General features: G+C 41.2%; 22 protein-coding genes. 13 read left to right on the top strand and 9 right to left on the bottom strand.

What is annotated here, in order from left to right:
* Positions 1–515: 515 nt before the first annotated feature.
* Together WAZ74_RS05255 and WAZ74_RS05250 are read right to left on the bottom strand one after the other, a co-directional pair.
* Positions 516–863 (bottom strand): hypothetical protein, encoded by a 348-nt coding sequence (locus WAZ74_RS05255; RefSeq protein WP_422306530.1) that lies wholly within the window; start codon positions 861–863, stop codon positions 516–518.
* A gap of 140 nt (positions 864–1,003) precedes the next feature.
* Positions 1,004–1,519, bottom strand: a complete 516-nt coding sequence (locus WAZ74_RS05250; protein ID WP_422306528.1) for a hypothetical protein — start codon at positions 1,517–1,519, stop codon at positions 1,004–1,006.
* 566 nt (positions 1,520–2,085) lie between these two features.
* Between WAZ74_RS05250 and WAZ74_RS05245 the strand changes: the two genes are divergently transcribed.
* Positions 2,086–3,114, top strand: a complete 1,029-nt coding sequence (locus tag WAZ74_RS05245) for an MBL fold metallo-hydrolase (protein WP_422306526.1) — start codon at positions 2,086–2,088, stop codon at positions 3,112–3,114.
* 136 nt (positions 3,115–3,250) lie between these two features.
* Here the strand turns inward: WAZ74_RS05245 and WAZ74_RS05240 are convergent, their stop codons facing one another.
* Entirely contained in the window at positions 3,251–3,973 is a 723-nt protein-coding gene (locus tag WAZ74_RS05240; RefSeq protein ID WP_422306524.1) for a TetR/AcrR family transcriptional regulator, read from the bottom strand.
* Positions 3,974–4,211: 238 nt separating this feature from the next.
* On the opposite strand from WAZ74_RS05240, the gene WAZ74_RS05235 reads away from it, so the two are divergent.
* The 5 genes from WAZ74_RS05235 to WAZ74_RS05215 all read left to right on the top strand — a co-directional run bounded on the left by WAZ74_RS05235 (position 4,212) and on the right by WAZ74_RS05215 (position 11,949).
* The gene (locus WAZ74_RS05235) at positions 4,212–5,420 is read left to right on the top strand and encodes an acetyl-CoA C-acetyltransferase (protein WP_422306522.1); all 1,209 of its coding nucleotides are present in this window, start codon (positions 4,212–4,214) and stop codon (positions 5,418–5,420) included.
* 102 nt (positions 5,421–5,522) lie between these two features.
* Positions 5,523–7,694, top strand: a complete 2,172-nt coding sequence (locus WAZ74_RS05230; RefSeq protein ID WP_422306520.1) for a 3-hydroxyacyl-CoA dehydrogenase NAD-binding domain-containing protein — start codon at positions 5,523–5,525, stop codon at positions 7,692–7,694.
* Positions 7,687–8,766, top strand: coding sequence for a CaiB/BaiF CoA transferase family protein (locus tag WAZ74_RS05225; protein ID WP_422306518.1), 1,080 nt, complete (start codon positions 7,687–7,689; stop codon positions 8,764–8,766). Before WAZ74_RS05230 ends, WAZ74_RS05225 begins: the two co-directional genes overlap by 8 nt.
* 144 nt (positions 8,767–8,910) lie before the next feature.
* On the top strand, positions 8,911–10,599 hold the full coding sequence (locus WAZ74_RS05220; protein ID WP_422306516.1) for an AMP-binding protein: 1,689 nt from the start codon (positions 8,911–8,913) through the stop codon (positions 10,597–10,599).
* A gap of 132 nt (positions 10,600–10,731) precedes the next feature.
* Positions 10,732–11,949 (top strand): OmpP1/FadL family transporter, encoded by a 1,218-nt coding sequence (locus WAZ74_RS05215; RefSeq protein ID WP_422306514.1) that lies wholly within the window; start codon positions 10,732–10,734, stop codon positions 11,947–11,949.
* A 643-nt stretch (positions 11,950–12,592) separates the two neighbouring features.
* Here WAZ74_RS05215 and WAZ74_RS05210 read toward each other — a convergent pair.
* Both WAZ74_RS05210 and WAZ74_RS05205 read right to left on the bottom strand, forming a co-directional pair.
* The gene (locus WAZ74_RS05210; RefSeq protein WP_422306512.1) at positions 12,593–13,645 is read right to left on the bottom strand and encodes an esterase/lipase family protein; all 1,053 of its coding nucleotides are present in this window, start codon (positions 13,643–13,645) and stop codon (positions 12,593–12,595) included.
* A gap of 139 nt (positions 13,646–13,784) precedes the next feature.
* Positions 13,785–14,897, bottom strand: coding sequence for a lipase secretion chaperone (locus WAZ74_RS05205; RefSeq protein WP_422306510.1), 1,113 nt, complete (start codon positions 14,895–14,897; stop codon positions 13,785–13,787).
* Between the two features lie 539 nt (positions 14,898–15,436).
* Here WAZ74_RS05205 and WAZ74_RS05200 point away from each other — a divergent pair.
* From WAZ74_RS05200 to WAZ74_RS05190, 3 genes are all read left to right on the top strand, one after another.
* Positions 15,437–16,588: an acyl-CoA dehydrogenase family protein gene (locus WAZ74_RS05200; RefSeq protein ID WP_422306508.1), complete on the top strand. Its 1,152-nt coding sequence runs from the start codon at positions 15,437–15,439 to the stop codon at positions 16,586–16,588.
* A 136-nt stretch (positions 16,589–16,724) separates the two neighbouring features.
* Positions 16,725–18,365 (top strand): long-chain-fatty-acid--CoA ligase, encoded by a 1,641-nt coding sequence (locus WAZ74_RS05195; protein WP_422306506.1) that lies wholly within the window; start codon positions 16,725–16,727, stop codon positions 18,363–18,365.
* 579 nt (positions 18,366–18,944) lie between these two features.
* Complete coding sequence (locus WAZ74_RS05190; RefSeq protein WP_422306504.1) at positions 18,945–19,304, top strand: hypothetical protein; 360 nt, start codon at positions 18,945–18,947, stop codon at positions 19,302–19,304.
* A 190-nt stretch (positions 19,305–19,494) separates the two neighbouring features.
* Here the strand turns inward: WAZ74_RS05190 and WAZ74_RS05185 are convergent, their stop codons facing one another.
* Positions 19,495–20,028 (bottom strand): tetratricopeptide repeat protein, encoded by a 534-nt coding sequence (locus WAZ74_RS05185; RefSeq protein ID WP_422306502.1) that lies wholly within the window; start codon positions 20,026–20,028, stop codon positions 19,495–19,497.
* 112 nt (positions 20,029–20,140) lie between these two features.
* The gene (locus WAZ74_RS05180; RefSeq protein ID WP_422306500.1) at positions 20,141–20,746 is read right to left on the bottom strand and encodes a TetR family transcriptional regulator; all 606 of its coding nucleotides are present in this window, start codon (positions 20,744–20,746) and stop codon (positions 20,141–20,143) included.
* Between the two features lie 233 nt (positions 20,747–20,979).
* Here WAZ74_RS05180 and WAZ74_RS05175 point away from each other — a divergent pair, with 233 nt between their 5' ends.
* Together WAZ74_RS05175 and WAZ74_RS05170 are read left to right on the top strand one after the other, a co-directional pair.
* On the top strand, positions 20,980–22,608 hold the full coding sequence (locus tag WAZ74_RS05175) for a CocE/NonD family hydrolase (RefSeq protein WP_422306498.1): 1,629 nt from the start codon (positions 20,980–20,982) through the stop codon (positions 22,606–22,608).
* Between the two features lie 131 nt (positions 22,609–22,739).
* Entirely contained in the window at positions 22,740–23,210 is a 471-nt protein-coding gene (locus WAZ74_RS05170; RefSeq protein ID WP_422306496.1) for a MerR family transcriptional regulator, read from the top strand.
* A 379-nt stretch (positions 23,211–23,589) separates the two neighbouring features.
* On the opposite strand, the gene WAZ74_RS05165 is transcribed toward WAZ74_RS05170, so the two are convergent.
* Positions 23,590–24,138, bottom strand: a complete 549-nt coding sequence (locus WAZ74_RS05165; RefSeq protein ID WP_422306494.1) for a manganese efflux pump MntP family protein — start codon at positions 24,136–24,138, stop codon at positions 23,590–23,592.
* Between the two features lie 33 nt (positions 24,139–24,171).
* Positions 24,172–24,447, bottom strand: coding sequence for a metal/formaldehyde-sensitive transcriptional repressor (locus tag WAZ74_RS05160; RefSeq protein WP_422306492.1), 276 nt, complete (start codon positions 24,445–24,447; stop codon positions 24,172–24,174).
* A gap of 103 nt (positions 24,448–24,550) precedes the next feature.
* On the opposite strand from WAZ74_RS05160, the gene dmeF reads away from it, so the two are divergent.
* Positions 24,551–25,501: a CDF family Co(II)/Ni(II) efflux transporter DmeF gene (gene dmeF, locus WAZ74_RS05155; protein WP_422306490.1), complete on the top strand. Its 951-nt coding sequence runs from the start codon at positions 24,551–24,553 to the stop codon at positions 25,499–25,501.
* A gap of 30 nt (positions 25,502–25,531) precedes the next feature.
* A partial coding sequence (locus WAZ74_RS05150; protein WP_422306488.1) for a DUF3147 family protein occupies positions 25,532–25,878 on the top strand: 347 nt, incomplete at its 3' end.

The raw sequence follows: 25,878 nt of genomic DNA, 5'->3' as shown, positions 1-25,878 counted from the left end.
ATAGCAAGTTGACTACCAAGAAGTGGGCAGTGATAACCAAGTGTTCTATAGACACAGCGCTACGGGATATCAATGATTTGATAGAGAAAGGGATGCTAAAAAAATCTGAGGCTTCGGGGCGTAGTACGAGTTATGAGGTGGCTTTGTGATAAAGATCGTGTGGTTGTATGATGCGTAACGCAATAGATGAGCTAGTTCAGTAGTCTGTTATAAATGTTTCCATTATAGCAGTCTATTTTGAGTGGTTCATTAGATCAAGTAACGGTCTTATTTAGCGGTTCTATTGGGTATACCTATGGCGAACCAGTCAGGTGCCTTCACTGGTTCGGTTCCTTAGTGAGAACTTGAAAATCCGACTCTATAATATTGTTATCAAGAGTTTGATTTTTTGAGGTAGTACAAGGGTACTTGTTGAGAGAGCTGATGTTGTTCAAAGTCACTGCTGCTGAGAAGAAGAAATGGTGGAATTTGTGAAAGCCTTATTTCACTTGATGTAGCGGTACTTTTAGATGAATTTAGTTAGAAAGGTAGTTTTTAATCAATTCATTGCGTAAATCTTTTTCCCAGATGTCTTTTGCATAGAACTCTGCTTTGCTATCAGCTGTATTTTTAATTAAGTACTCATCTATTTTCTCTATCACCAGCTTAATTTCATTCCTATCCAATCGATAGAATTCGTGATATGGAAAGAATTCAACACATTTACTATCAATTATTTTATTAAAAATTTCTGGATATAGATTCAATATAGCTTCTTCCAGAAGCTTAATAAACCCTCTACCAGCGAACTCACTATAATCGAAAGATATACACTCATCACCCTCTTCAGGACTTGTTATATAACTTGTGGAAAAGACTGACATAGTTACTACCTTTGTAATAAGTTGCTTGATAATAACCTATGCTATCGATTTCGTAATCATGCAACCCATATCTAACATGAGTAGTTCGATGCCTTTATAGCCCACCAAACACAATCTATAGGCGATATGAAGGGATTAAATCAGTTGATTTTAACGAGTTTCTTGTTTTTTATTTTATAAGAGGTTGTGGCTTTATCTGTAGGACAACATCCGGCATCGTTTTCTCCATAACTATAGGAAGTAATGTTAATCACCTCATTGTTAATGTTTTTTATTTGAGCAGATGCGCCAAGCGGTGCTGCACCTAGTTTAGTGAACTGATTTTTACCAAGCCCTTTAAAAACCACTAAATCTACACTTACCGTTGTTGGATGGCAATTGGTTTTTTCACAGTAATAAAGCAGTACGATAGCATCTTGAATCCCGTCAGCATTTACGTCTTTCATAACCGTTTTTTGATTATGAAAAACATATTTAAGCGCTTCATCTTCCGTATAATCCGCACTAGGAACAAAGTATTTTTCACTTTCTAAGTTTAAAAATTTAACGTTGTTAGTAACTTCGCTATTGATAGCTGTCTTTACAGTTTGAGCATAGGAAGTTATAGATAAAATAATAAACAGGCATGCAGCAGTAAGTTTAAATAAATAATTCATATAAATAACCTCGAGAAAAACTGTTTTTAGAAATGTGTTCTGGTCTGTAGAATAACGTATTCACTACGGTTTGTGCTTAAAATCACCCTGCTAATAGTGCTTTACAGCTAGCGGCCGTTAATAATATTAACGGCCGCTTTGTGGTTATAAACCTCTAATAATGGTACATGTATTAGACCTCTTGCAGAAGTAGCCTCATTATTTAGAATAACCGTAACACTCTAAATCAGATGATTGTCGTGTTCAATATAAATAAACTAATTGAGCAAAGCGACGCAGGCTTTAAACGCTATACCAGTGTTCAAAAAACCACCTTTTAAGCCATGTAGAAGTGATGCAAAAACATGAAGCAACCAAGACCAAATCAGATCGTCCAAGCGAGCTTAGCTTGGAGGCGCAGATACTACTTGCACTGAACTGACTATATAAAGTCCTATCGCCTAAATCAAAATTTAGTATTCAATATAATTGAAGCAGTTCAATTTTTAGAAGTATTAGTGTTAATATCGCCTAATGTTTGCTACAAATTAGCGTATAAAATTTTAAAGAGTATATCAGGGGTAATCATGAGCATTCAAAAAAACAACTATATTAAACCGCCAGAATTTGGTGAGTTAATTATGATTGCTGATGGTGTACTTTGGACACGATTTAGAATACCTGCCCAGCTGGATCATATTAATATTTATCTTATCAAAGACAATGATGGTTGGTTCGTTATTGATACAGGCCCTGAATCAGATGACAACCGCGAGCTGTGGAAAACGCTGCTGCAAAATTTACCTGACAAAGCTAAAATAACGGGCATTTTAGTCACTCATTCGCATCCCGATCATATAGGGCTGGCAGGATGGTTGCAGACCTATTGCGCTGTGCCTTTATACATATCTGAGAAGGAAATGTTGCAAGCCAAAAACGAACAAAATCATCGTAACGCCAAAGATTATGATGACTTAAGACGATTTTATCAGCAGATGGATGTCTCAATAGATGACATGAAAGGCGTTAAGGAAGGTTGGTCATTTTTGGACTTGCTTTATGGTCCTCTACCGACTGACGTAATCATTGTAAAATCTGGTGACACTATAAAAATAGGGGGCGAGTCTTGGAGTCTTTGGTCTGGCTCTGGTCATTCTATAGAGCATCTGTGTCTGCAAAATGCTTCAGGAGATATTTTGATCTCAGGTGACCAAATCATCGCTCACATCACTCCTTATGTTGGTATAAGTTACATGAGTCAAGAGGCTGATCCTCTGAGTGGTTGGCTTTATAGTTTGAACAATATGCTAGAGTGGATAAGTACTAAGGCGCTGGTTCTACCTTCTCATAACAAACCTTTTTTCGACGGTAGTAAGCGAGTTCGAGAAGTGATAGCGCATCATCAGATATCGTTAGAAAAGCTGTTGAGCAGTCTTACTCAGTGGCGTACTATAAATGGTCTAAGTACGGTATTAGGCTGGGAAAAGAAGCGTGGATTTGCGCGTTGTCTCGCATTGGAAGAAACCTTTGCCCATATCACCTATCTAGTTAATACTGGCAAAGTAGTCTGTGATGACTCAGATTCATTAGGTGTATTACGCTATCATTTAGCCTAATTGTCATTATCGAAGCACTTATCCAGCGCTTAAGCTTAAACTTGAAAGCCCTACTTAAAGAGTAGTAATAATCTCTAAGTAGGGCTTTTTTGCATCAGTAACTTGCATGGTTCTTTAAACTACATGTATTTCAAGTCTAGACCTCTTCAGGTTTAGACATTGAACGCCATAACATACCAAATAGTACATCAAAATTTGCATTTAGCGGGGTATCTGTTTGACGAATAATTTGCATGATGCCGAGGCGAATGACAAAACCCATAAACACATCAAATAGAATATGCAGTGGGACTGTATCAATAAGAACGCCTCGATTTTGCCCATCTGCTAGCACACTCAAAAACGCATTAATGAGCTCCTTATTCTTATAAATAGCAATATTATGAGAACGCGATATCGATACTTTAGACAGCACCATGACCGCATCAGGTTGGGTGTCTACAAAATCCAGACATACCCATAGCGTTTTACGCAAACGATCCTCCACACTATCTATTCCTTGTAGATGATCCATCATTCTCGCGGCCAGCCTCCCTAACACTAGATCCATTATGGTATAAAGCACCGTTTGCTTATCACCAAAGTATTTATATAGCGTTTGTAGCGACACATTTGCAGCTCTTGCAATTTGTATCATAGTGATGTCGCTCGCATCATTCCCAGCAAATAGCTGGCGCACCGCTTTTTCTACCTTATCCAAGGTAGCGGGTCGCATATTAGAAATAGTTGTTAACGCTAAAGGTTTAGTCTGATTATCTGTTTTGGTCGCTAAAGGTTTAGTCTGACCGTTCCTATGAGCAGTCTTATGACCAAAACCTGCATCAGTATTAGTTTGTGGTTTTAACCGAGTTGTTTTCATACATTATTATTCCTTTGTGATATAGGTTATTTTAATCGTTTTATATTTGGTCATACATTATTTTAGGTAATAGATATTACCATTATTAAACAATTAGTTGCATAAATTATTTTAATTTTCTAATATAAGAGACGAAAGTACTATGGCTGACGAAGATTATAAGTACTATATATTAAGGTAATAAATATTACCATTATCTATCAACTCACTATACATCAAAGATAAAAAGGGATTTTTTATGACTGAGACTGCCTACATTTATGACTCACTTCGCACTCCACGCGGTAAAGGTAAAAAGGATGGCTCTCTTTATCAGGCGACACCCATTTGGCTGGTTCGTACTTTATTGAAAGAGATGCAACAACGCCATAATCTGGACACCAGTTTGGTTGATGACTTGGTACTTGGCTGTGTGACACCTGTTGGCGAGCAAGGCTCTGATATTGCTCGTACCGCTGTCATAGATGCCGGCTGGGATCTGAGTGTGGCTGGTTTAACGCTGTCTCGGTTTTGCGCATCAGGTCTTGAGTCTATCAATCTTGCCGCTTCCAAAGTCATGTCAGGTATGGAAGATATGGTCGTTGCAGGCGGCGTTGAGTCTATGAGCCGCGTTCCTATGGGTTCCGATGGTGGTGCATGGTACATGGATCCACGCGTCAACGAAGCAACACACTTTGTACCACAAGGCGTTGGTGCAGATACTGTAGCGACGCTGAAAGGCTTTAGTCGTACTGATGTTGATGAATTTGCCACCGAGTCGCACCGCCGCGCCGCCGCTGCGTGGGAGCAGGGCTACTATAACAAATCGGTCGTTCCCGTCACTGATATGAATGGCATGTTGCTATTAGACAAAGATGAAACCATTCGTCCGAACACGGATGTGGCAACCTTAGCTGGGCTTAACCCTTCCTTTATTATGCCGGGAAAAATGGGCTTTGATAGTGTTATCTTGGACAGATATACCACCATTGAGAAAGTCAATCATGTCCATCACGCTGGCAACTCTTCTGGCATCGTTGATGGTGCAGCACTTTGCCTAATCGGTAGCGCTGCCGCTGGTCAAAAGGCAGGACTTAAACCACGCGCTAAAATCACTATGGCATCGGTTATTGGCTCAGAACCTGCGATCATGCTGACGGGTCCAACGCCCGCCTGCCAAAAAGCCCTCGATAAAGCCGGCATGCAAGCCTCAGATATTGATCTTTGGGAGATCAACGAGGCTTTTGCAGCGGTACCCATGAATACGGCTAATGACTTTGGTATCTCGCTTGATATCGTTAACGTCAATGGCGGTGCTATCGCTATGGGCCATCCTTTGGGTGCGACAGGCGCGATGCTTATGACGACCGTCCTAGATGAGCTTGAACGTCGCGACCTAAAAACAGCGATGATCACTTTGTGCGTGGGCGGTGGTATGGGCATTGCGACTATCATTGAGCGCGTATAGCGCTGGTAGATAGCACTGATAAACAATACTGATGAATTTTTAGTGATTGTCATTAGTTTTTAATGATTAAAGCGAAATACAATAATATAAGAAGGACTTAATATGAGCACAAATAGCGTAGATGCCATCAATGCATTGAACCACTTTTTTGCCGAATCTGATAATGGAATCATCACTGTTACTATCGATCAAGCAGATCGTAAAATGAATGTCATCGGCGATGGATTCACTGAATCCTTTGCCATCTTAGCTGATAGCTTCACTAAAGATGACTCTGCTAAAGGCATGATTCTTACCTCAGCTAAAGACACCTTCGTAGTCGGTGCTGATATCGATTCGTTAGCTGATATCAAAACCGCTGAGCAAGCGTTTGATCTGGTTCAAGACCTCAAAGCCAGTATGCGTAAACTGGAGTTATCTGGTAAACCGGTGGTCGCTGCTATGACTGGCACGGCACTTGGCGGTGGCTTAGAGCTGGCCTTAGCCTGTCATTACCGTATCGCGATTGACTCACCTAAAACCAAACTCGGTCTGCCAGAAGTTAAATTAGGTCTGCTGCCGGGTGGCGGTGGTACTCAACGTTTACCAAGACTCGTTGGTATTCAAAAGGCGCTTGAGATGATGACTCAAGGCTTAGAGCTTCGTCCTCAAGCGGCAAAAGATATCGGTCTTATTGATGCAACTGCCAGTGACCAAGCGGATATGCTAGCGCGGGCCAAAGAGTGGATCAAAGCCAATCCAAGTGCTCAGCAACCTTGGGATAAAAAAGGCTTTAAAATCCCTGGTGGCGATAGTAAGAACCCTAAAGTAGTACCGATGTTTTCTATTGCTCCCGCTATGGCCAATCAAAAATCACACGGCAACTATCCTGCGATCACCCATATTATGTCTTGCGTTTTTGAAGGCTGCATGGTTGATATCGATACTGGCTTGGAGATTGAATCTCGTTATTTCGCAGCGTGTGTACTGTCTCCTGAATCCAAAAATATGATCAACACCCTTTGGACTCAGCTTAATAGCATTAAAAAAGGTCAATCACGACCTGATGGTTTTGAGCGTTATAAGACCAAAAAAGTCGGTGTGCTTGGGGCTGGCATGATGGGTGCGGGTATCACCTACGTATCAGCCAAAGCGGGCATGGATGTGGTTTTATTAGATAGAGACATTGAATCAGCGGATAAAGGTAAAGACTATTCTACCAAGGTCTTAGACAAAGCAATCAGCCGTGGTCGTTCAACGCCAGAGAAAAAGCAAGCGCTGTTGGATAAGATCAAAACGACTGTTTCTTATGATGATCTTGAAGGCTGTGATTTGGTTATTGAAGCGGTATTTGAAAACCGTGAAATCAAGGCGAAATGTACTCAGCAATCTGAAGCGGTTATTCCTGAGTCAGCGGTCTACGCTTCGAACACGTCGACATTGCCAATTACTGGCCTAGCGACTGCTAGTAAGCGTCCGAATCAGTTCATCGGCCTGCATTTCTTCTCTCCTGTGGACAAGATGCCGCTAGTCGAAATCATCATGGGTGAAAAAACCGATGACGAAACGCTAGCCAAAGCTTTTGACTATGTATTACAAATCGGTAAGACGCCTATTGTCGTCAATGACAGCAGGGGCTTCTACACTTCACGTGTATTCGCCACCTATGTGACTGAAGGTATTGCGATGCTTGGTGAAGGTGTCCATCCACGCAGTATCGAAGTTGCGGGTATGAAATCTGGCATGCCAATGCCACCGCTAGCGCTTCAGGATGAAGTGTCGTTAGATTTGGTCATGCACATCACTGAACAGACCAAAAAAGATCTAGCGGCAGAAGGTATCGATATGCCAGATCATCCCTCAACGCCTGTCCTTAACATAGTGGGTAAAGAGCATAAGCGTCTTGGTAAAAAAGTCGGTAAAGGCTTTTATGACTATCCAGAAAATGGTGAAAAGCACTTATGGTCTGAACTGACCAATTTGTTCCCACCAGTTGCCGAGCAGCCATTGCAACAGGACTTAGTAGACCGCTTGATGTTCATTCAAGTCAATGAATCAGCAAAATGTTATGAAGAAGATGTCGTACGCTCAGTGGCAGACACCAACGTCGGTTCTATCTTTGGTTGGGGCTTTGCACCGCAACATGGCGGTACGTTACAGTTCGTAAACGCTATGGGCGCAGCTAAGTTCGTTGCTCGTAGCCGTGAACTTGCTGAGAAATATGGCGATCGCTTCGAGCCAGCAAATATCTTAATAGAGATGGCTAAAAAAGGTGAGGAGTTTACCGATGCCTAAATCAGATATTAGCCAAATGGCTGATTGTTTACAAGGATTGCGAATCATCGATTTGACTCGCAATCTACCCGGACCTTTTGCAACGCGTCTGCTTGCCGACCTGGGCGCAGAAATTGTCAAGATTGAACCCGAAAATGGCGATCCTGCACGCGCACTAGGTGGATTGTTTGAAGCCTTAAACCACGGAAAAACTATTGAGAAAGTCGATTTCCGTGACCCCAAAGGTATTGAGTCAATCAAAGCACATCTTAAAGATGCCGATGTCATGTTAGATAGCTTCCGTCCTGGCGTATTAGAAAACATGGGTCTAGATGCCAAAACCCTCCATACCATTAATCCAAAGCTGGTTATCGTATCAATCACTGGGTATGGCGCCACTGACGTAGTGATTGGTGATGATATCAAGCATGGATGGGCTAATAAAGCTGGTCACGATATCAATTTTATGGCAATGAGTGGCGTGCTTGATCAGCTAAAGACTGCCAAAGGCGAGCAGGCTATGCCTAATATTCAGTTTGCGGATCTAGCAGGTGGTAGTGATACGGCAGTGATTGCATTATTGGCTAGTGTATTCGCCGCTCAGCGCACTGGCATTGGTCGACATATTGCGGTGAGCATGACTCACAGCTTATACAATCACATGATTATGCCAAAGGCGACAGGGACGCTGGTCAAAAGCTTCTCAGGGCAGAATCCACCACCGCAGTATGACTTTTTAGGCGGTCTGCTACCTTGTTATCGTCTATACAAAACCGCTGATGCTCGCTATATGGCAGTGGGGTCGCTAGAGCTTAAGTTTTGGCAAGGCTTATGTGAGGTTTTAGAATTGCCTGAGCTTAAAGCGAAGCATTGGCAACTTGGCGTGATGCCTAATACGCCAGATAGTAAGGAAGCTGCTAAGACCGTCGCTAAGACCTTTGCTAGTCAGTCGCTTGAACATTGGCAGCAAGTTTTTGCAACTGCTGATGTCTGCGTGACCCCAGTGCTGACTTTAGAAGAGGCCAAAGCTCATCCGCTATTTGCGCATCAAGATCAACACCAAGCAACATCTGGGTGGCAACTTATTGGTTAGTTAGGGCATGAGTTATTAATTATTTGAGAGTACATAGTTTAACGCTTACGTTAAGCACGATTGTTAATAAAGTTATCAATATACTCATAAAATAATTGACACACATTTACTAAGCTATTTTATATTTACTAGGGAAGGTAGAGTATGAATAAATTTTGGACAAACAGTTATCCTGAGGGTGTGCGTACTGAAGTAAGTTGTGAGTATAAAACGCTCCTCAACTTTTTTGATGGTACTTTTGCAAAGTATGCTCAAGCAGAATTGAGTACCAACATGGGAGTGACTTATTCTTATGAGCAGATTGATACGATATCAAAGAACGTCGCTGCTTGGGTTCAGAGTTTAGGGCTACCCCAAGGTTCGACGATTGGCATCATGATGCCTAATGTCAATCAGTATTATCCTATCGTTGTCGGCATCATTCGTGCTGGAATGGTGCTTACAACCATTAATCCATTATATACCGCGCGCGAGCTTAGACATCAATTAGCAGATTCAGATGCCAAAGCACTCTTTATATTAGAACCTTTTTGCCAAACCCTAGAAAAGATTATTGATAAGACTGACGTTAAAAATGTCGTCGTTAGTACGATTGGCGATATGTTAGGTACAACAAAAGGCATGGTTGTAAATCTAGCCGCCAAACATATCAAAAAAGCGGTGCCCAGTCATGGGCTAAAGTCTAACTCAAACTATAAGGTTAGTAGCTTTAAATCTGTAGTGAAACAAGGCAAATCCTTGTCTTATTCTCGTCCCGTGGTGCAGCCTGATGACTTGGCCATTTTACAATACACTGGTGGCACAACGGGCGTTGCTAAGGGGATTTTGGTGAGTCACTACAATGTTGTGATAGCGACGGCTCAATATGAAGAATGGTTTAAGCCTATTTACGATAATATGCCGCAAAACACGCAGACCAATACCATTATCGCCCTACCGTTATATCATATTTACGCCTTTGTACTTTTTATGTTGGGGATTCGCGTCGGCCAACATCTAACGTTAGTCACCAATCCACGTGATATTGATGGTTTCGTTAAGATATTAGGGCAACGCCCGTTTCATATTTTCCCAGCAGTCAATACTTTGTATCAAGCCTTATTGAGCAATCCTAAGTTTAAAAAGCTCGATTTCTCAGAATTGAAGTTATCACTTGCAGGGGGTATGGCAGCGACGCCGGCCACAGCGAAAAACTGGCAACAAACCACAGGTCTGCCAATCATTGAAGGTTGGGGTATGTCAGAGAGCATAGGTGTTGGTACTGCCAACCCACTCAATAGTACCAAATACAACGGTAACATTGGTCTACCTTTGCCAAGCGTCGATATTACTATTCGTGATGATAACGAAAATATCCTTGAGCCAGGCAAAGTTGGAGAGATATGCATTAAAGGCGATAATATTATCTCAGGCTACCACAAAATAGATAATGCCAGCTTCTTCACTACCGATGGTTATCTAAAAACGGGTGACGTGGCCTCAATGAATGATCAAGGCTATATTCAAATATATGATCGCAAAAAAGACATGTTAATTGTCAGTGGCTTTAACGTCTATCCCAATGAAGTTGAAAATGTCATTGAGATGCATCCTAAGGTTGCTGAGTGTTCGGTAGTCGGCGTAGAGGATGCGATGCAAGGACAATCTGTCAAGGTCTATGTGGTGAAGTCTGACAAGAGCGTCACTGAGAAAGACATTAAAGACTTTTGCAAAGAGAGTCTAGCGGGCTACAAGTGCCCTCGTCATATTGAGTTTATCACTGAGTTACCCAAGTCAACAGTTGGCAAAATATTACGTCATGAACTGAGACAAAAAGCAAATCAGACGGCATAGTCATTAATTATTACAGACTTTTTAAACCTAGCAGTCAATAAGATAACACTATCTAACCCAGCAACTATAGCAACCACAGTAATCACAGCAACTACGGATGTTGCTAATTTCATGCATCATGGAGGATGTACAATGTCAAAATATTTCAAGTTATCTCAGCTCACTTGCGCGCTAACGGTCATATCCCTAACTTCTATGGCAGGCGCGGCTGGCTTAGATCGCTCTGGTCAACCCAGTGAAGATTTTAGCTCAAGTGGCACGATAGCTTATGTCAGTGCCTATCACATTAGTCCTGATGTTTCAGGCGTAGAGTCAAACGGTGATAAAGTTGGAGACCTTACAGAGGAGTATGAAGGCTATGGTTATGGTGTCAAGACCGACATCAATGACAAATTTAGTGTTGGTGTATTCTACGATCAGCCATTCGGTGCTGCAGTGCTTTTCCAAGGCGACAATTCACTCACTAACCTCACTGCTGCTGATGATGATCGCAAGTTTACTTCCGCTGATGTTAGTACCGATAATTTTACAGGGCTGTTAGGCGTTAATTTAGGTGCTAAGAATAACTTCAAAATTTATGGCGGGCCTGTGCTTCAAAAGATCGAAGCTAACGTAAAAATTAACAGTAAAAACCCTGCACTTGCTTCTGTCGATGGCTATGCCCTTAATATCGCTAAAAATGATGCCTATGGTTATATGCTCGGTGCTGCTTATGTGAAGCCTGAAATTGGATTAAAAGCTGCTATTACTTATCGATCAGAAATTGAACATGATTCAAATTATGCTGAGTCTATGCCATTTGTTGCCCAATATGGACTCCCTTCTATACAGACTAGAGAAAGTGAGTTAACAACTCCTCAATCAGTCAATATTGACTTTCAAACGGGCCTTAATAAAACCACGCTATTGACTACAAAAGCACGTTGGGCTCCTTGGAGTGATTTCAAGATTACTCCACCATTGTTAAATGAAAATGGGATTGCCTTGAACGATTTACGAGGCAAAAAAGTAGATCAAGTGAATCTTTTACAGTATGGTGATGATTCTTATATGCTTGAAGTAGGCTTAGGCAAGCGCCTTACGCCAAAGTTAGCGGTATCAGGCTCAGTCGGTTGGGATAGCGGTGCTGGTAATCCAGTATCGCCGCTAGGACCTACCGAAGGATATTATAGCGTTGGCGTTGGTGCTAAATATAACGTTACGCCTGAATGGGCAGTATCTGCCGGTGCTAAATATTTGATGATAGGTGATGCAGAAGGTGTTCTGGCTTCTAATGGCGAACCAATTGGTAATTTTGAAGACAATGATGCTTATATATTTGGTATGAGACTGTCTTACGCGTCTAAATAATTTTCTAATAGTTTAATTATCTAAACGCAATTGCTATAAAAGCCGCTATACCTTATTTATATCTTAGGAATAGCGGCTTTTCTATGGGCGATATAAATTTAAGCGTTTTCGTTATGACGATATAGTCAGTCCTAAATAAAAGAAATATAAACATTATAACGTGCTACTGGGATCAATTTTTCTTGCTTGCTGTGTCTACGCAGACAGAGGCTGCGAATAATTCATCCCCGCAGCACTGTATTCTTTTAAAAGTGAATACACTATATAAACGAAGTACAATCGCTAAGAGAACCTCAATCAGTATTGGCAAAGCGCTTAACACCTTTGTGAACCATCACTCTCCAATTAAACTGAGCAAATGCAATTATTCTTGCTTAGAGGTAGATGAGCTTTGCGTATATATTGGTAATAAGTAGCAAAAGCATTGCTCACGATGTTAAAACCTACCCGTAGTTTTGTAGGGAGAAAAATCGTTGAAAGCATATTATAAGCGTTGATAAGTTTTGGTAAAAAAATAACCCCGCTCATTTATTAATAGCGGGGTTATCGATAATTTACTGAGTATTATAGCAATGTAATCATTGCTCGAAGCGCTGAAGTATAAACCTTCATAGACGGCTTGGAGTAAATTAGATTGGTCGCTTTAATAGCCTGATTTTTTTAAACGATTCGCTTGGACACGATAAACTGTCAATGGGTTGGTTTCTAATAGTGAGCTAAGACCGAGAACTTGATTGATGGTGTCTAAATGATTCATGCGATAGTTGTCACGGATGACCTTACCTACACGTGTTGAACAGTTATCCACTAAGCCATCATTAGGGAGACCTCCATGGGTAAGCCCAGTCGATGCTAGAATATAATCACTTGGATCCAAGACATTAGTAATATTACCAATACCAGCCCATGAATAATACTCAACACCCGTCATTATGTTATTCGTCGGTGGTTGACCACAATACGTCTTTGGTAGCGGTGCTGGATACTTAGCATTAAAGGCAGCAATATTTTTGGTAGTTGTTGTGGTAACGAAATTTAGACTATTTTGGTCCTGTAGTTGATTTAAGGGTACGCCGGATAATATATCTGCTGATACTCCCAATGCTTCAACACTCGCAAGCAGCACTTTGGCACCCAACCGATTCACAGTCTTGTCACTGTTCACTAAGTTATCAGACACATAGTCACTCGTTTTACTACCTTTGTTTGGACTAGATACTGCTGTTACAGAAGCGACTTTATCAGAAGCGACTGTCGCGATATAGCGACTATCGAGGCCACCTTGGCTATGACCAATCAAGTTTACTTTTTTCGCTCCAGTGATGGCGGTAATATAATTGACTTGTTTTAATAACTGCTCACCGCGAACTTCAGAGGAGTTAACAGAGGAGGTCTTAGTGGTGAAGACATCTGCGCCGTTGCTCATGAGAGTTTGCGGCACACCAAAAAAATAGTCTAAGCTACTGGCAAGCTGGTTCCAACCCAAGAATCCATGGACTAATACCATAGGATATTTAGTAGCGCCGTAGCTGCTAGTAATTATTCTTTTATCGACCTTAGTGCAGCTCGTCGGCGCGTCACAAGTGTAGTATGATGATGACGCAGAAACTAATGTAGAGGTCATTGCTAGCAGGCTTATGGCTGTTATAGCAGCACTTGCTGATAGCAGCTGAAAACGATTAATAGGCTTTTTCATGTCACTTCCTTGTTAATGAATAATATCGATATCATTATCGACTCTTTTTATACAGCATTGTACTCAGATACTCAGCAAGCTAACCGACATATCCGGCTAGATTATTGAGGTAAACTTAAATCTTGCCATTCAAATGAACTTATAAGTTGTTGGTCAGATCAATTAGAGTCATTTTTTGCAGTTCAGCGTAGCCTGTCAGTCTTTTTCGCTCCGATTCACTAAATTGACTGCGTTCAAGCTGATCTATCTGTTCCTGAGCGTTGGCTTCGCTACCAGCATTGCCAATCAGCGCTTGTCGCTTTGCTTGATACTGATTGAATCTGGTATCAAAATTAGCGTCTTCTGTATCGACCTGAGCCAAACGAGAGGCTGCTGCCTCACCAACTAATCCACGGCGCATGACAAATAGCTCCTCTTTGCTAGCACCTTTCGCTTTCATCTCTTCAGTACGCTGCGTAAGCTCGCCAAAATTGGCTTGTTTTTGGAAGTTTTGCTTGATATCTCCTTCTGGCAATCGGCTGATATAATCCTCACGGCTTGCTTTTTTCTGTGCCGTATTTAAGCTGTTGTCTTGTTCAATGCGAACCATAGCAATACTGTAGTCTTCATAAGCATCCTCTCCGCCAAAGAACGCTTGTATGGTGTCCTTATCGAACAACTGCTGACGTAAGCGATTAACATCTTGACTACGTTGAGCAATTAGATTTAGATCTATCTCACCTGACTGCGTCGCCTGCATCTGTAAATTCCCATAGCTTTCTTCTAAACTGCCAATCTCTTTTAGATAAGTTATATATTGACGAAATACTTCAATGGCTGAGCTGGCTGCAGGCTCTGGCGTACGATGACGAATATAAGCTTCCACCCTTGCGATGATGGTGGCCTCATCTTCCTCGCCCATAGCAGAGAGAAAGTAATCAAATAAGTGCCGAAGTCCTTCCGTGGCTACCAGCTGCTTATTTTCATCAATAATAATCTCACCATCGACATCGGTATCTTGTAAAGAGCGTGGCATGTGCTCAAGGCCTGTGGTAAATATAGCTGACTTGTTGCCGTTTGCCGCTTGAGTGTCAACATTAGTGATCGTGGTGCTAGACGTAGTAGAGGCTGAGGTACTGTTAATTGAGGTGGCAGCATTTGTAACAGGCGTAGCCGCTGATTTTGGCTTCAGCCACCAAATAAGACCAGCAAGAAGAGCCAGTAGCAATAGGGCAATAATGATAATAGTCTGAGCTTGGCGTTTATTATCCATAAAAGTACCCATATTCTCGCAATGGTTATTCCAAGCTACCCCAATGATATTAGATATTTTGAGTGGCATCTCAGCAGATAAATTTTGTTGTACTCTAAAAACTCAATAACATCGATATACAGTGGGTAACAATACTGTGCTAGTCATTGGTTTATAAGGTGTTGCAAGTTTCAATGAAGAAGATATCTCACTATCGTCGCATAGCTTATCTAAAGCAAAGCTTTGATTTAATAAAAGCTATTAATAGTGTGTGTTTATAACTACGTAAAAACTTTGATAAATGTAAAATGGTAATTTTAATTACCGTTAAATATTTAATTTAATCTAATTATTACTTGACTATTACAAGGATATTGACAAATAATAGGGTATTAAGCAACAAGTGATTAATTAATGGTAATTAAAATTACTGTTAGAAGTTACTATAGTTAAGTCGTCTACTTTAATCATAAACATTACAAATAATTTACTGAATAAATGACGATGGTTTTACAAATTCAATGCCAACTTAAGATCAATACACTATCAAGGAATACTCTATGACTATTGCATGCTTTAAGCCCAAATGGATGGACGAAGAAATTGACATGTTGCACGATAGTGCACTTAAGCTATTCAAAGATTGGGAAGTGCATGATGAGAAGTGGCGTGAAAATGGCATGCTTGATCGCGAGGCGTGGTTAGAAGCTGGTGAGATGGGCTTTTTATGTGCTTCTATGCCAGAAGAGTATGGCGGGGCGGGCGGAGACTTTCGTCATGAAGCAGCTTTGATTTATGCTCAGGCAGAAGCCAACCAAGCAGGATTTGGCGGCTTTTTGCATTCAGGAATCGTAGCACCTTATATCTTGCATCACGGTACCGAAGATCAAAAGAAAAAATGGCTACCTAAGATGGCGACCGGCGAGCTTATTGGCGCTATTGCCATGACTGAGCCGGGTACAGGCTCTGATTTGCAAAATATCAAGACCTTTGCGGTCAAAGACGGTGATGACTATATCATCAATGGCTCAAAAACCTTTATTACCAATGGTCAATTGGGTAATTTAATCATCGTTGCTTGTAAAACGGATAGAGATGAAGGTGCTAAAGGCGTTTCACTAATTGTCGTTGAAACTGATAACTCTCCTGGCTTTGAGCGTGGTAAAAAACTGAAAAAGCTAGGTTTGGCTTCACAAGATACCTCGGAGCTATTCTTTAGCAATATGCGGGTTCCACAAGCGAATTTGCTCGGTACCGTTGAAGGTATGGGCTTTATGCAGTTGATGCAAGAGCTGCCACAAGAGCGTTTAATTGTTGCCCTTGCTGGTATTGGCGCCATGAAACTGGCACTTGATTTGACGATCAGTTATACCAAAGAGCGCACCGCTTTTGGTAAACCAGTATGGGGCTTTCAAAACACCCGCTTTAAGCTGGCTGAGTGTAACAGTCATTATATCGCCTCAAGTGCACTATGTGACGCCGCTATCGAAGCTTTGTTAGAAAAAACCCTCACAGTACAGCATGCCGCATTAATTAAATATTGGGTCACGCAAAAGCAGTGTGATGTTATGGATGAGTGCGTACAGTTATTTGGTGGTTATGGCTATATGATGGAATATCCTATTGCTCGTTTATATGCTGATGCGCGCGTACAAAAAATCTACGGCGGCACTAATGAGATTATGAAAGAGTTGGCATCACGCTTTATGTAAGTGCTATGTAAAGAATAAATTTTCGCATTATGTTTTTGAGTGTTACTAGTATAGCCACCATATTAGCTATCCAAGCCATTGATACCTGTGTTAGTAGCACTCAACTATTTAGAATGAAGCTTTCAAGGAGGAAAGTATGCTTGGACAAATGATGAATCGGCCGTTGTTGATTAGCCATTTAATTCAACACGCTGCCAAATATCATGGCGACACCCCAATTATCTCGCGTGAGACTGACGGTAGTACCACTTTATCTGATTGGACAACCATACATAGTAATAGTAAGCGCCTCGCTAATGCCTTGGCCAAACTTGGCATAGAGCAGGGCGATCGCTTAGCGACTATCGCTTGGAATAACCGTCGGCATCTTGAGATCTGGTACGGTGTGTCTGGTGCTGGTAGGGTATGTCATACCATCAACCCGCGCTTATTCCCCCAGCAAATTATCTATGTCATCAACGATGCTGAGGATCAGGTACTGTTTTTTGAAAAGACTTTTTTACCGCTGGTAATGGGTGTCAAAGATCATCTAAAGACGGTCAAACACTTTGTTTGTATGACCGCACTAGATGAAGAAGTCAGAGCGCAGTTGCCTAATGTAATCTTTTATGATGACCTCGTTGATGAAGAGTCGGATGAATTTGAATGGCCTGAGCTTGATGAAAATGCACCGGCATCATTATGCTATACCTCAGGCACAACGGGTAATCCTAAAGGCGTGCTATACACCAATCGTAGTACAGTACTGCACAGCTTTGGTATCAGCTTACCCGACTCAATCAATCTATCAGCACAAGATGTGGTCCTACCCGTAGTACCGATGTTCCATGCTAATGCTTGGGGTCTACCTTATGCCGCAGCAATGATCGGTTCATCATTGGTGCTACCAGGCCCTAATCTCGATGGGCACAGTTTGGCGAATATGATCGATGACTACAAAGTTAACGTCGCTGTTGGCGTACCGACTATTTGGCAAACCTTACTAGCGGCTGCCAAAGAGACAGGTACTAAGCTGCCTAGCCTTAAGCGCAACGTCGTTGGCGGGTCAGCATGTCCGTCATCGATGATTAAGACTTTCCGTGACGAGTTCGATTGTGAAACCTTACATGCGTGGGGCATGACTGAGACCAGCCCGTTAGGGACAGCCAACCAGCTTAAAGCTAAGCATAACGACTTATCAGAAGAAGATAAGCTGACGGTCCGTTTGTCACAGGGTCGACCACCATTTGGTGTTGAGATTCGTATTGTTGATGCAGAGCAGAACAACCAATTGCTGCCTAACGATGGTAAAACACCGGGCAATGTGCAGATTAGAGGGTATTGGATTGTAGATACTTATTTTAATTGTGAAGAGTCTGCGCTTGAGGCGGATGGTTGGTTTGATACTGGTGATATTGCAACGATCAACGAAGATGGCTATTTGAGAATTCGTGACCGTGCCAAAGACTTAATCAAGTCGGGTGGCGAGTGGATATCTTCAGTAGAGCTAGAAGATATTGCTATGTCGCATCCTGCGGTGGCTATGGCAGCGGTCATTGGGGCAAAACATCCAAAGTGGGATGAGCGTCCGATTATCATTACCCAGCTGGCTGTTGGCGAGCAGGTAAGTGAGGAGGCTCTCATCGCTCATTATGAAGGTAAGGTGGCAAAATGGCAGCTTCCTAATGCAGTCATCTTCGTAGAAGCATTGCCATTAAATGGGACGGGAAAAATGCTCAAAAAAGATCTACGTGAGCAGTATGGTAATCATCTTATTGAGCGCGGTTTGATTGATTGATTGACTGACTAAGCAGTTATTAAACTAACAATTGTATTTAATTCAAATAAGAAAACCTATCTAGATGATAGGTTTTCTCATATTTTGATTGCTGAGCTATGTTGAAGTGTAGTGGCATGATAAAATTGGACAGCTGCTAAGAGGTTATAATAACCCAAAGAAGGAAACTAGTATGACTAATAAACGCAATCAATATACCCGAAAATTCAAAATTGAAGCCATTTGAGCTGTGCTGTCAATCCTGTAGACGTTAACTTTGAATATTATCATTGTTAAAAAGTCTGATTTGTTTCATTTCCAGTGATAACTTCACAAGTTTCTTCATAGTCTTCAGGCTTACTATAGTTGTATCTAATTTCAAATTTACCATAACATTTATTATAGATACAGTCGGCTGTTTTGGGGTTCTCTACCGCCTATTTCAGATGGTAAAAAGCTAGTGATTTAACATCATTATGGGAACATGTTTCGTTTGCCATACAGGTAGCGAAGCATCGGCTATATAATTAGCATTCTTTCGTCTATCATCCTAAATTGTACGAAATTAATTGACTACAGACTTTGATTATAGGAAAGAAAATGTCGTTCTTTTATCCTAAAGATGTAGATTTTATAGAGATGTTTGGATGCGAGAGTCATATAAATAGTGATGGTTTGCTAGAATCCACATTAATTGATACACAAAATAAAAAAATGGTTTTTTCTATCAGTGATATTCAGAACTCAATATCTGCTTATATATATCAAGATGAAGCATTAATATTTAAGATATATGAAGAAGGAGCGATGAGGGTCATGATATATGAAAATCAGATCATTATAGAATATCTGAATTATCAGGATTTATACGCTAAAAGAATTACTATTATTGATGTGTATCCAATATTTAAAATTGACCACTCTACTCTGATAGACAAAAGTATGAACCAGCTAAACTAAATACCATAAAGGTATTATCATATTAGGATATACCTATGTCGAACTAACCATGTGCCTTCATTGGTTTGGTACCATAGTGAGGGCTTGAACATCTAGCTGCAGGGTATTTATATCGATATTCTTAGCTGTTGGGAAAATAGTAGTGTAAGTCATGATGTACATAAAATGAGTTTTTCGAGAATAGAATTAATTATTTTTGGTTTAATAATTGATACTGGTCGCATCCATTTTGATTGCCACTCTCACAAGCTTCTCTAAGCCAATCTTTTGCTTGTGTTTTGTTTTCAGCAACTCCTAGACCAAGACGGTATAATATAAGTTGAGTACTAGCATCTCCTTGATTGGCAGCCTTTTCTAACCATCCAAGCGACTTTTTATAATCCTGATGAACTTCTTTGCCGTTTTCATATATCACTCCAACTTTAGCTTGAGCAGGAGTAAATCCTTGTTCTTCCGTTTTTTCATCCCACTTTATAGTATTTGAATGGTTTTGCTGAATACCATCACCCCTATCGTACTTCGAGCCAAGGCTGTATTGAGATAACATATCTCCCTGCTCTGCTAATGCTCTAACATTTGGAATGTGCGCCTCCTCAGACTGAGAAGCCAATAATTTCTTTGTAGTAGTAGAGCAGGCTGACACTGTCAGCCCATATAATACTCCCAAAACTAACAGCTCCAAAACCAGCAGACCATAAGTAGCCGTCTTTTTTAGTAATTGCATTGTCATTATTCTTATTGAAAAGTGATTCAAATTTTGAGTGGTATGCTTTAATTTAATAAAATTAATTCAAATACCCTAAGATTCCATCAGTAAGTATCAATCCATGCACAGCTTACTGCGAGGGCATTAAAATCTGCTGGATCGCTGGAGCTATGATACTAATCAATTGTTCCTGTTCGGCTTCTGCAAGTGTAGGAACGACAATAATATTACGACTGGTTACGATGCCAACAAGCATTGATGCTGCAAGACCTGCTCTAAGCACGGCATCAGATCCCAATGGTGCTTTGGCGCTAGATAATAATCGGGACTCAATAAAATCACTTAATAGTTTTCTTGCATCTTCACTAACCATTGACCCACGAAGCATTGCCATTAGCGGCTCTGAGGCTTCTGGTTCGCCTTCCCAAGCACTGAGATACGCTCTTACGATACGCTCTCCCAATTGTTCAGAAGGTCCTTCAAATACGGTATCGAATTGCTCTAGTACCGAAATCGGAACAGACATAACCACCATAAATAATTCTTGCTTTGAGCGAAAGAATTGCATGACCTGTGCCACATCGACACCGGCATCTTCTGCTACTTTTCGAATGGTCGTACCAGTAAAGCCTTGGCTTGAAAAGAGTGCACGAGCCGATTCAAGCACCTCTTGGCGGGTATTGTTTTTTCCTGGACGTCTTCCACGCTTAACTTCTAACTTAATTTGATCTGACACAACCATCTCCAACAAAATATAATAAAATATATTATATCAACAAGCGTTGATTTAATCAAGAAATAGACTACACTGTTGTGTCAGGGAGTTTGCCCTTGCACAAAAAACATGAGGATTTCACCATGAATGATTATAAAAAAACATATGTACCATCCCAGCCATTACCTCCAGGCAGAATAGGTCTTTTGACGCCCTTTAATCCTGGTATACGAACACTGGAAGCAGGTTACAAGGTGGCGCCTCAGTTCAAAGCGATACCTGTTGATATCATTTTTGAAAAAGATGTCGCCGTCACACTTCGTGATGGCACTACGATTTACGTGGACATATTTCGTCCAACTGGTACTGAAAAAGTACCTGTTCTGTTGGCATGGAGCCCATACGGCAAAGGCCAAGGAACATCGTTTAGCGTAATGGGCGTATTTGACTTAGTGGGGCTAAACAATAATATTGTCTCAGGTTTAGAAAAATTCGAAGGTCCTGATCCAGCCTATTGGTGCGCACAAGGCTACGCCGTCTGTAACCCAGATATCCGAGGTGTCGTAAACTCTGAGGGCGACAGTGTGTTGTGGGATCGCCAAGAAGGTAGGGACTGTCATGACTTAATTGAATGGTTAGGCGTGCAATCTTGGTGTTCTGGTAAGGTAGGTATGAGTGGTACGTCTTATCTTGCTGTATCTCAGTGGTTCACGGCGGCAGAGCAACCTAAGCATCTTGCTGCTATTAATCCATGGGAAGGCGTTAGTGATGTATATCGAGACTTAGTGATGCGTGGTGGTATGCCAGATACGGGGTTTGCCGACCAGCTTCAAAATGGCAGCTTTTATGGCAAAAACCAAAAAGAAGACATAATGTCAGAAATCGAAGCTTACCCACTTATGAGCCCACTATGGGAAAATAAGATCCCTGACTTTGATCGTATTCAGGTACCAGCATTTATCGTGGCCAGTTATTCGAATACGTTACATACATCAGGCACGTTCCGCGCTTGGCGAAAAATTGCCTCTGAAGACAAATGGTTGCGCATTCACAATGCTCAAGAGTGGCCTGATTATTACGATGAAAAGAATATTGAAGATCAGCGCCGTTTCTTTGATCGTTACCTTAAAGACATCGATAATGGCTGGGAGTCGACCCCTAAAGTTCGTTATGCTATTCATGACTTTAAAGGGGGTGATCAAGTCAATGTCCCTGCAGATTCATTTCCGCCTAAAGGTGTGGTATCGACTAAGTTTTATTTAGATGGTACGTCACGTTCATTATCAAAAGCACAGCCAGATAATGCGGTTCATGCAAGCTACGACGTGAACGCCAATCCGAATGCGGTTTCCTTTATTACTCGTTTTGAGGAAGAAACGGTGATGGTTGGGTACCCTAAAGCGCATCTTTGGGTGGAAGCATTCAATGCAGATGATATGGATATTTTTGTGCTGATTCAAAAACTTGATGAGTTCGGTACGCCGCTACAGCAGTTTACTGTTCCAAACTGTAGTCCAAGAAACCACGACCTTACCGATCACGGTGCGACAATATTACGATACAAAGGCGCTGATGGACGTTTGAGAGTTTCTGCTCGGCACTTAGATAAATCGCAATCGACACCGGATCTTCCTGTCCATACGTTTGATCGTGTGGAAAAAATATATCTTGGTGAGATTGTAGATATTGAAATCAATATTGAACCAATTGGCATGGTTTTTTATCCGGGGGAGCAATTACGATTTGTTGTGAGCTCTCGAAACCTGCTTGGCACACTGATGCCATTTATTCGTGAATACCAAGGGGAAAACAAAGGTCACCACATTATTCATACCGGAGGAGAGCACAGCTCTTACATACTCCTTCCTATCATGAGTGCCTAATTTTTCTTTAAGGTTGCCGTTATATTAAAAATGCTGCTTCTGGTTAGATGGGGCATTTTTAATATCTGGTAAACGATATTAAAGATTACTTCTCTAAGGCTAGGTGAACATTACGTTTTCGAGGTTACGACATGACATCTCATACATCATTTTTACTAATAGGAGCATTGGCAACACAAGCCAATACTACTAAAGATACTATTCGCCATTACGATGAGATGGGATTACTAAAATCCCGTAAACGCCAAGCAAGCTCACGCTTATATACCGAATTTCATCCGGAATGTATTGAGCGTATCAAAATGATTAAAAGCGCACAAGCTATCGGTTTTACTCTTACTGAATTTAAAAGCTGCCTAAATGACTATTACGATGGTACGCTCGATATCGATAAACAATTGAGTGTTATTTCCGAAAAGCTCACTCAAGCGAAACGTCAACAAATTAACCTTATAGACATTATTAACCAACTCAGTGCTCGTCATACGGTTCTAGAAGAAATGAAGTCAGACGATACTGGTCTCTTGTCTAAATTTGAGTGGGAAAAAAGATTAGCGGATCAGCTTCCAAAGGATGTCAAATCCGAACCCACATTGGCTTAATTTTGAAAGCATGGAAACCTCTGTGTGCTCGTTGATACATGCTGTCGATCCAATAGAAATTAACTAAGTAGATAGTCAAAACATTATAACCATTTACGTTTTAAGGAAAGCTAAATGGTTGCAATTGGGGTTGTTGATATAAGGCAAGCCCAATCATTAAACTTCACGCAGCTTAAACCTATTGATGATCGCATTAATTTATATTAACTCATGATCGGTGCGCTAGTTAGAACTTAAAAACTTAGCTGTATGCTATTGTTATCAGTACTCTAATTTATTTGTAGCAGCTCAGTGTACATAGCGGTGTACCTTTCAAGATGAAATGGCGGCATTACCGTCCTTGGTTAGCCGCTGAAAATTATTAACTATAAGACTTTATTCAAACCACCATATTTACACCAATAGCTATTAATACCAAACCACCTAGCGCTTCTGCCCAACTGCCAAGCCATGTTCCTGACTGGCGTCCTATATAAGCGCCTAAAACACTTAAAACAGCTGTCGTGAGTGCAATAATTAAACATGCCAAATAAGCATTAACCGCCAACAGATTTAACGTAAACCCTGCTGCCATCGCATCAAGGCTGGTAGCTATCGCCAATGACAGCAATGTTTTATGACTTAAATTGATCCTAGTATCATCATCATTAACGGAACGCGACTCATAGAGCATCTTAATCCCAAGCGCTACCAGTATGACAAAAGCAATCCAAGAAGCCCCTTCAGCAAACCAACCCAGCATAGTAGAGCCAAGCGCATAACCAATGAGTGGCATTACCCCCTGAGCAACCCCGAAATAGACACCAATGAGTAACGCCATTTTTATAAACTGCGACCTAACATCGCTCTTATGCGTTGAACCAAGACCGATTGCAGCAGCAAACGCATCCGCAGCCAGTGCTAACGCCAATAATAGTATTTCTAACATAAAAAATAGTACCCTTTAAGATGTTTCATTCTTCTACTTCAGATAAGTTTTTAGTATAGATAACACGTCTTCTATCTCTTGTTGACGTTGTTGCTGGGTAATGTCTTCTGCTCCTAAATGCTCTCTTATATGCTCTTCCAACACTTCCTTCATAAGACCATTTACCGCTCCCTTCAATGCCGCTATCTGCTGTAAGAGAGCCATGCATTCAGGACTGCCCTCTAGTGACGCCTCTATTGCTACCGACTGACCTTTGATGCGTCTGATACGTCCTAGCAGCTTTTTCTTACTTTTTTGAGTGTGTGACATTATTTTTATTGCCTCATTTTATACTGGGGGGTAGTATATTTGCTGATGTTGTTTATAATACGTGAAATTATCATGTTTTCATACACAGTCAAGGATTTAAAGCGTGAAAGAATCAACTATTCAGTGGGATCACTCTCATGATTTCGGTGTCGATAACACCCAAAATCAGTATAAAGTACAGATTGTATTCTGGCTAACGACGGTAATCATGATATTGGAGATTGCTGCGGGTACATGGTCTGGCTCTATGGCATTACTTGCTGATGGGTGGCATATGGGCACGCATTCAGCCGCATTTCTTATTGCTATCTTTGCTTATTCGTACGCTAAAAAGAATGCTAACAATAAATCATTTAGTTTTGGTACAGGCAAGGTAAATTACCTCGGTGGCTTTGCGAGTGCCATTGCGTTAGCCATTGTCGCATTATTGATGGTTGTAGAGTCAGTCCAGCGGATAATAGAGCCAAACAATATCCATTTTAACGAAGCCATTATCGTGGCTGTTGTTGGTCTAATCGTAAACATAGTGTCGGCATTCATACTTAAAGATGACCATCACCACCATAGCCATAGCCATAGTGATAGTAATGATCATCATGATCATCATGGCGATTCCGACCATCATCATCACGATCATGATCACAATATGAAAGCGGCTTACTTACATGTGTTAGCAGATGCGCTCACGTCTGTGCTTGCTATCGTGGCTTTATTAACCGGTAAATACTTGGGCATCATCTGGATAGATCCTGTCATGGGCATTGTCGGCGCAATAGTGATTTTTCACTGGTCTTATGGGTTAATCAAAGAATCGAGCAGCGTACTTTTAGACAAATCTGTTGATGTTGCCACTTTCGAGAAAATATCGCAGACCCTTAATGAGAAGCATACGATTATTAACGATATCCATGTCTGGAAAATAGCGACCACACACCAAGCGGCCATTCTTTCCGTTTCCTCACCATCCCCTTTAAGTACGGAAGAATACAAAGAATTATTATCAGAATCATTGCCCCAGCTTTCTCATGTCTCTGTTGAGATTAATAAAGTCTGAATGGATTGATTCTGTGTCTAGGAGAGTGCTTTGAATATATGGCTTAAATACGCAATTACGGCCTCACTCGTTGTTATTATCTCTGAGGTTGCAAAACGGAGTGATAGAATTGGTGCCCTGCTTGCCTCATTGCCCTTAGTGACGCTACTTACTTTAATTTGGTTGTATGTTGAAAATCAGCCGACAGCTAAGATAAGCAATCACGCCTACTATACCTTTTGGTATGTTCTGGGAACGCTGCCTTTTTTCTTGTTATTTCCTTATCTGCTCAACAAATTTAGTTTTGGTATGGCCCTACTATCGAGCAGCTTGCTAACGGCTTTATTTTTTGCACTGTTCGCAACGGTACTACAGAGCTTTAAGATCAACCTTTTTTA

Origin of the sequence: Psychrobacter sp. (assembly GCF_049295055.1) — a bacterium.
GTDB lineage: Bacteria > Pseudomonadota > Gammaproteobacteria > Pseudomonadales > Moraxellaceae > Psychrobacter.
The sequence above is the reverse complement of the archived record's forward strand: the minus strand, read 5'-3'. Positions and strand labels throughout refer to the sequence as shown.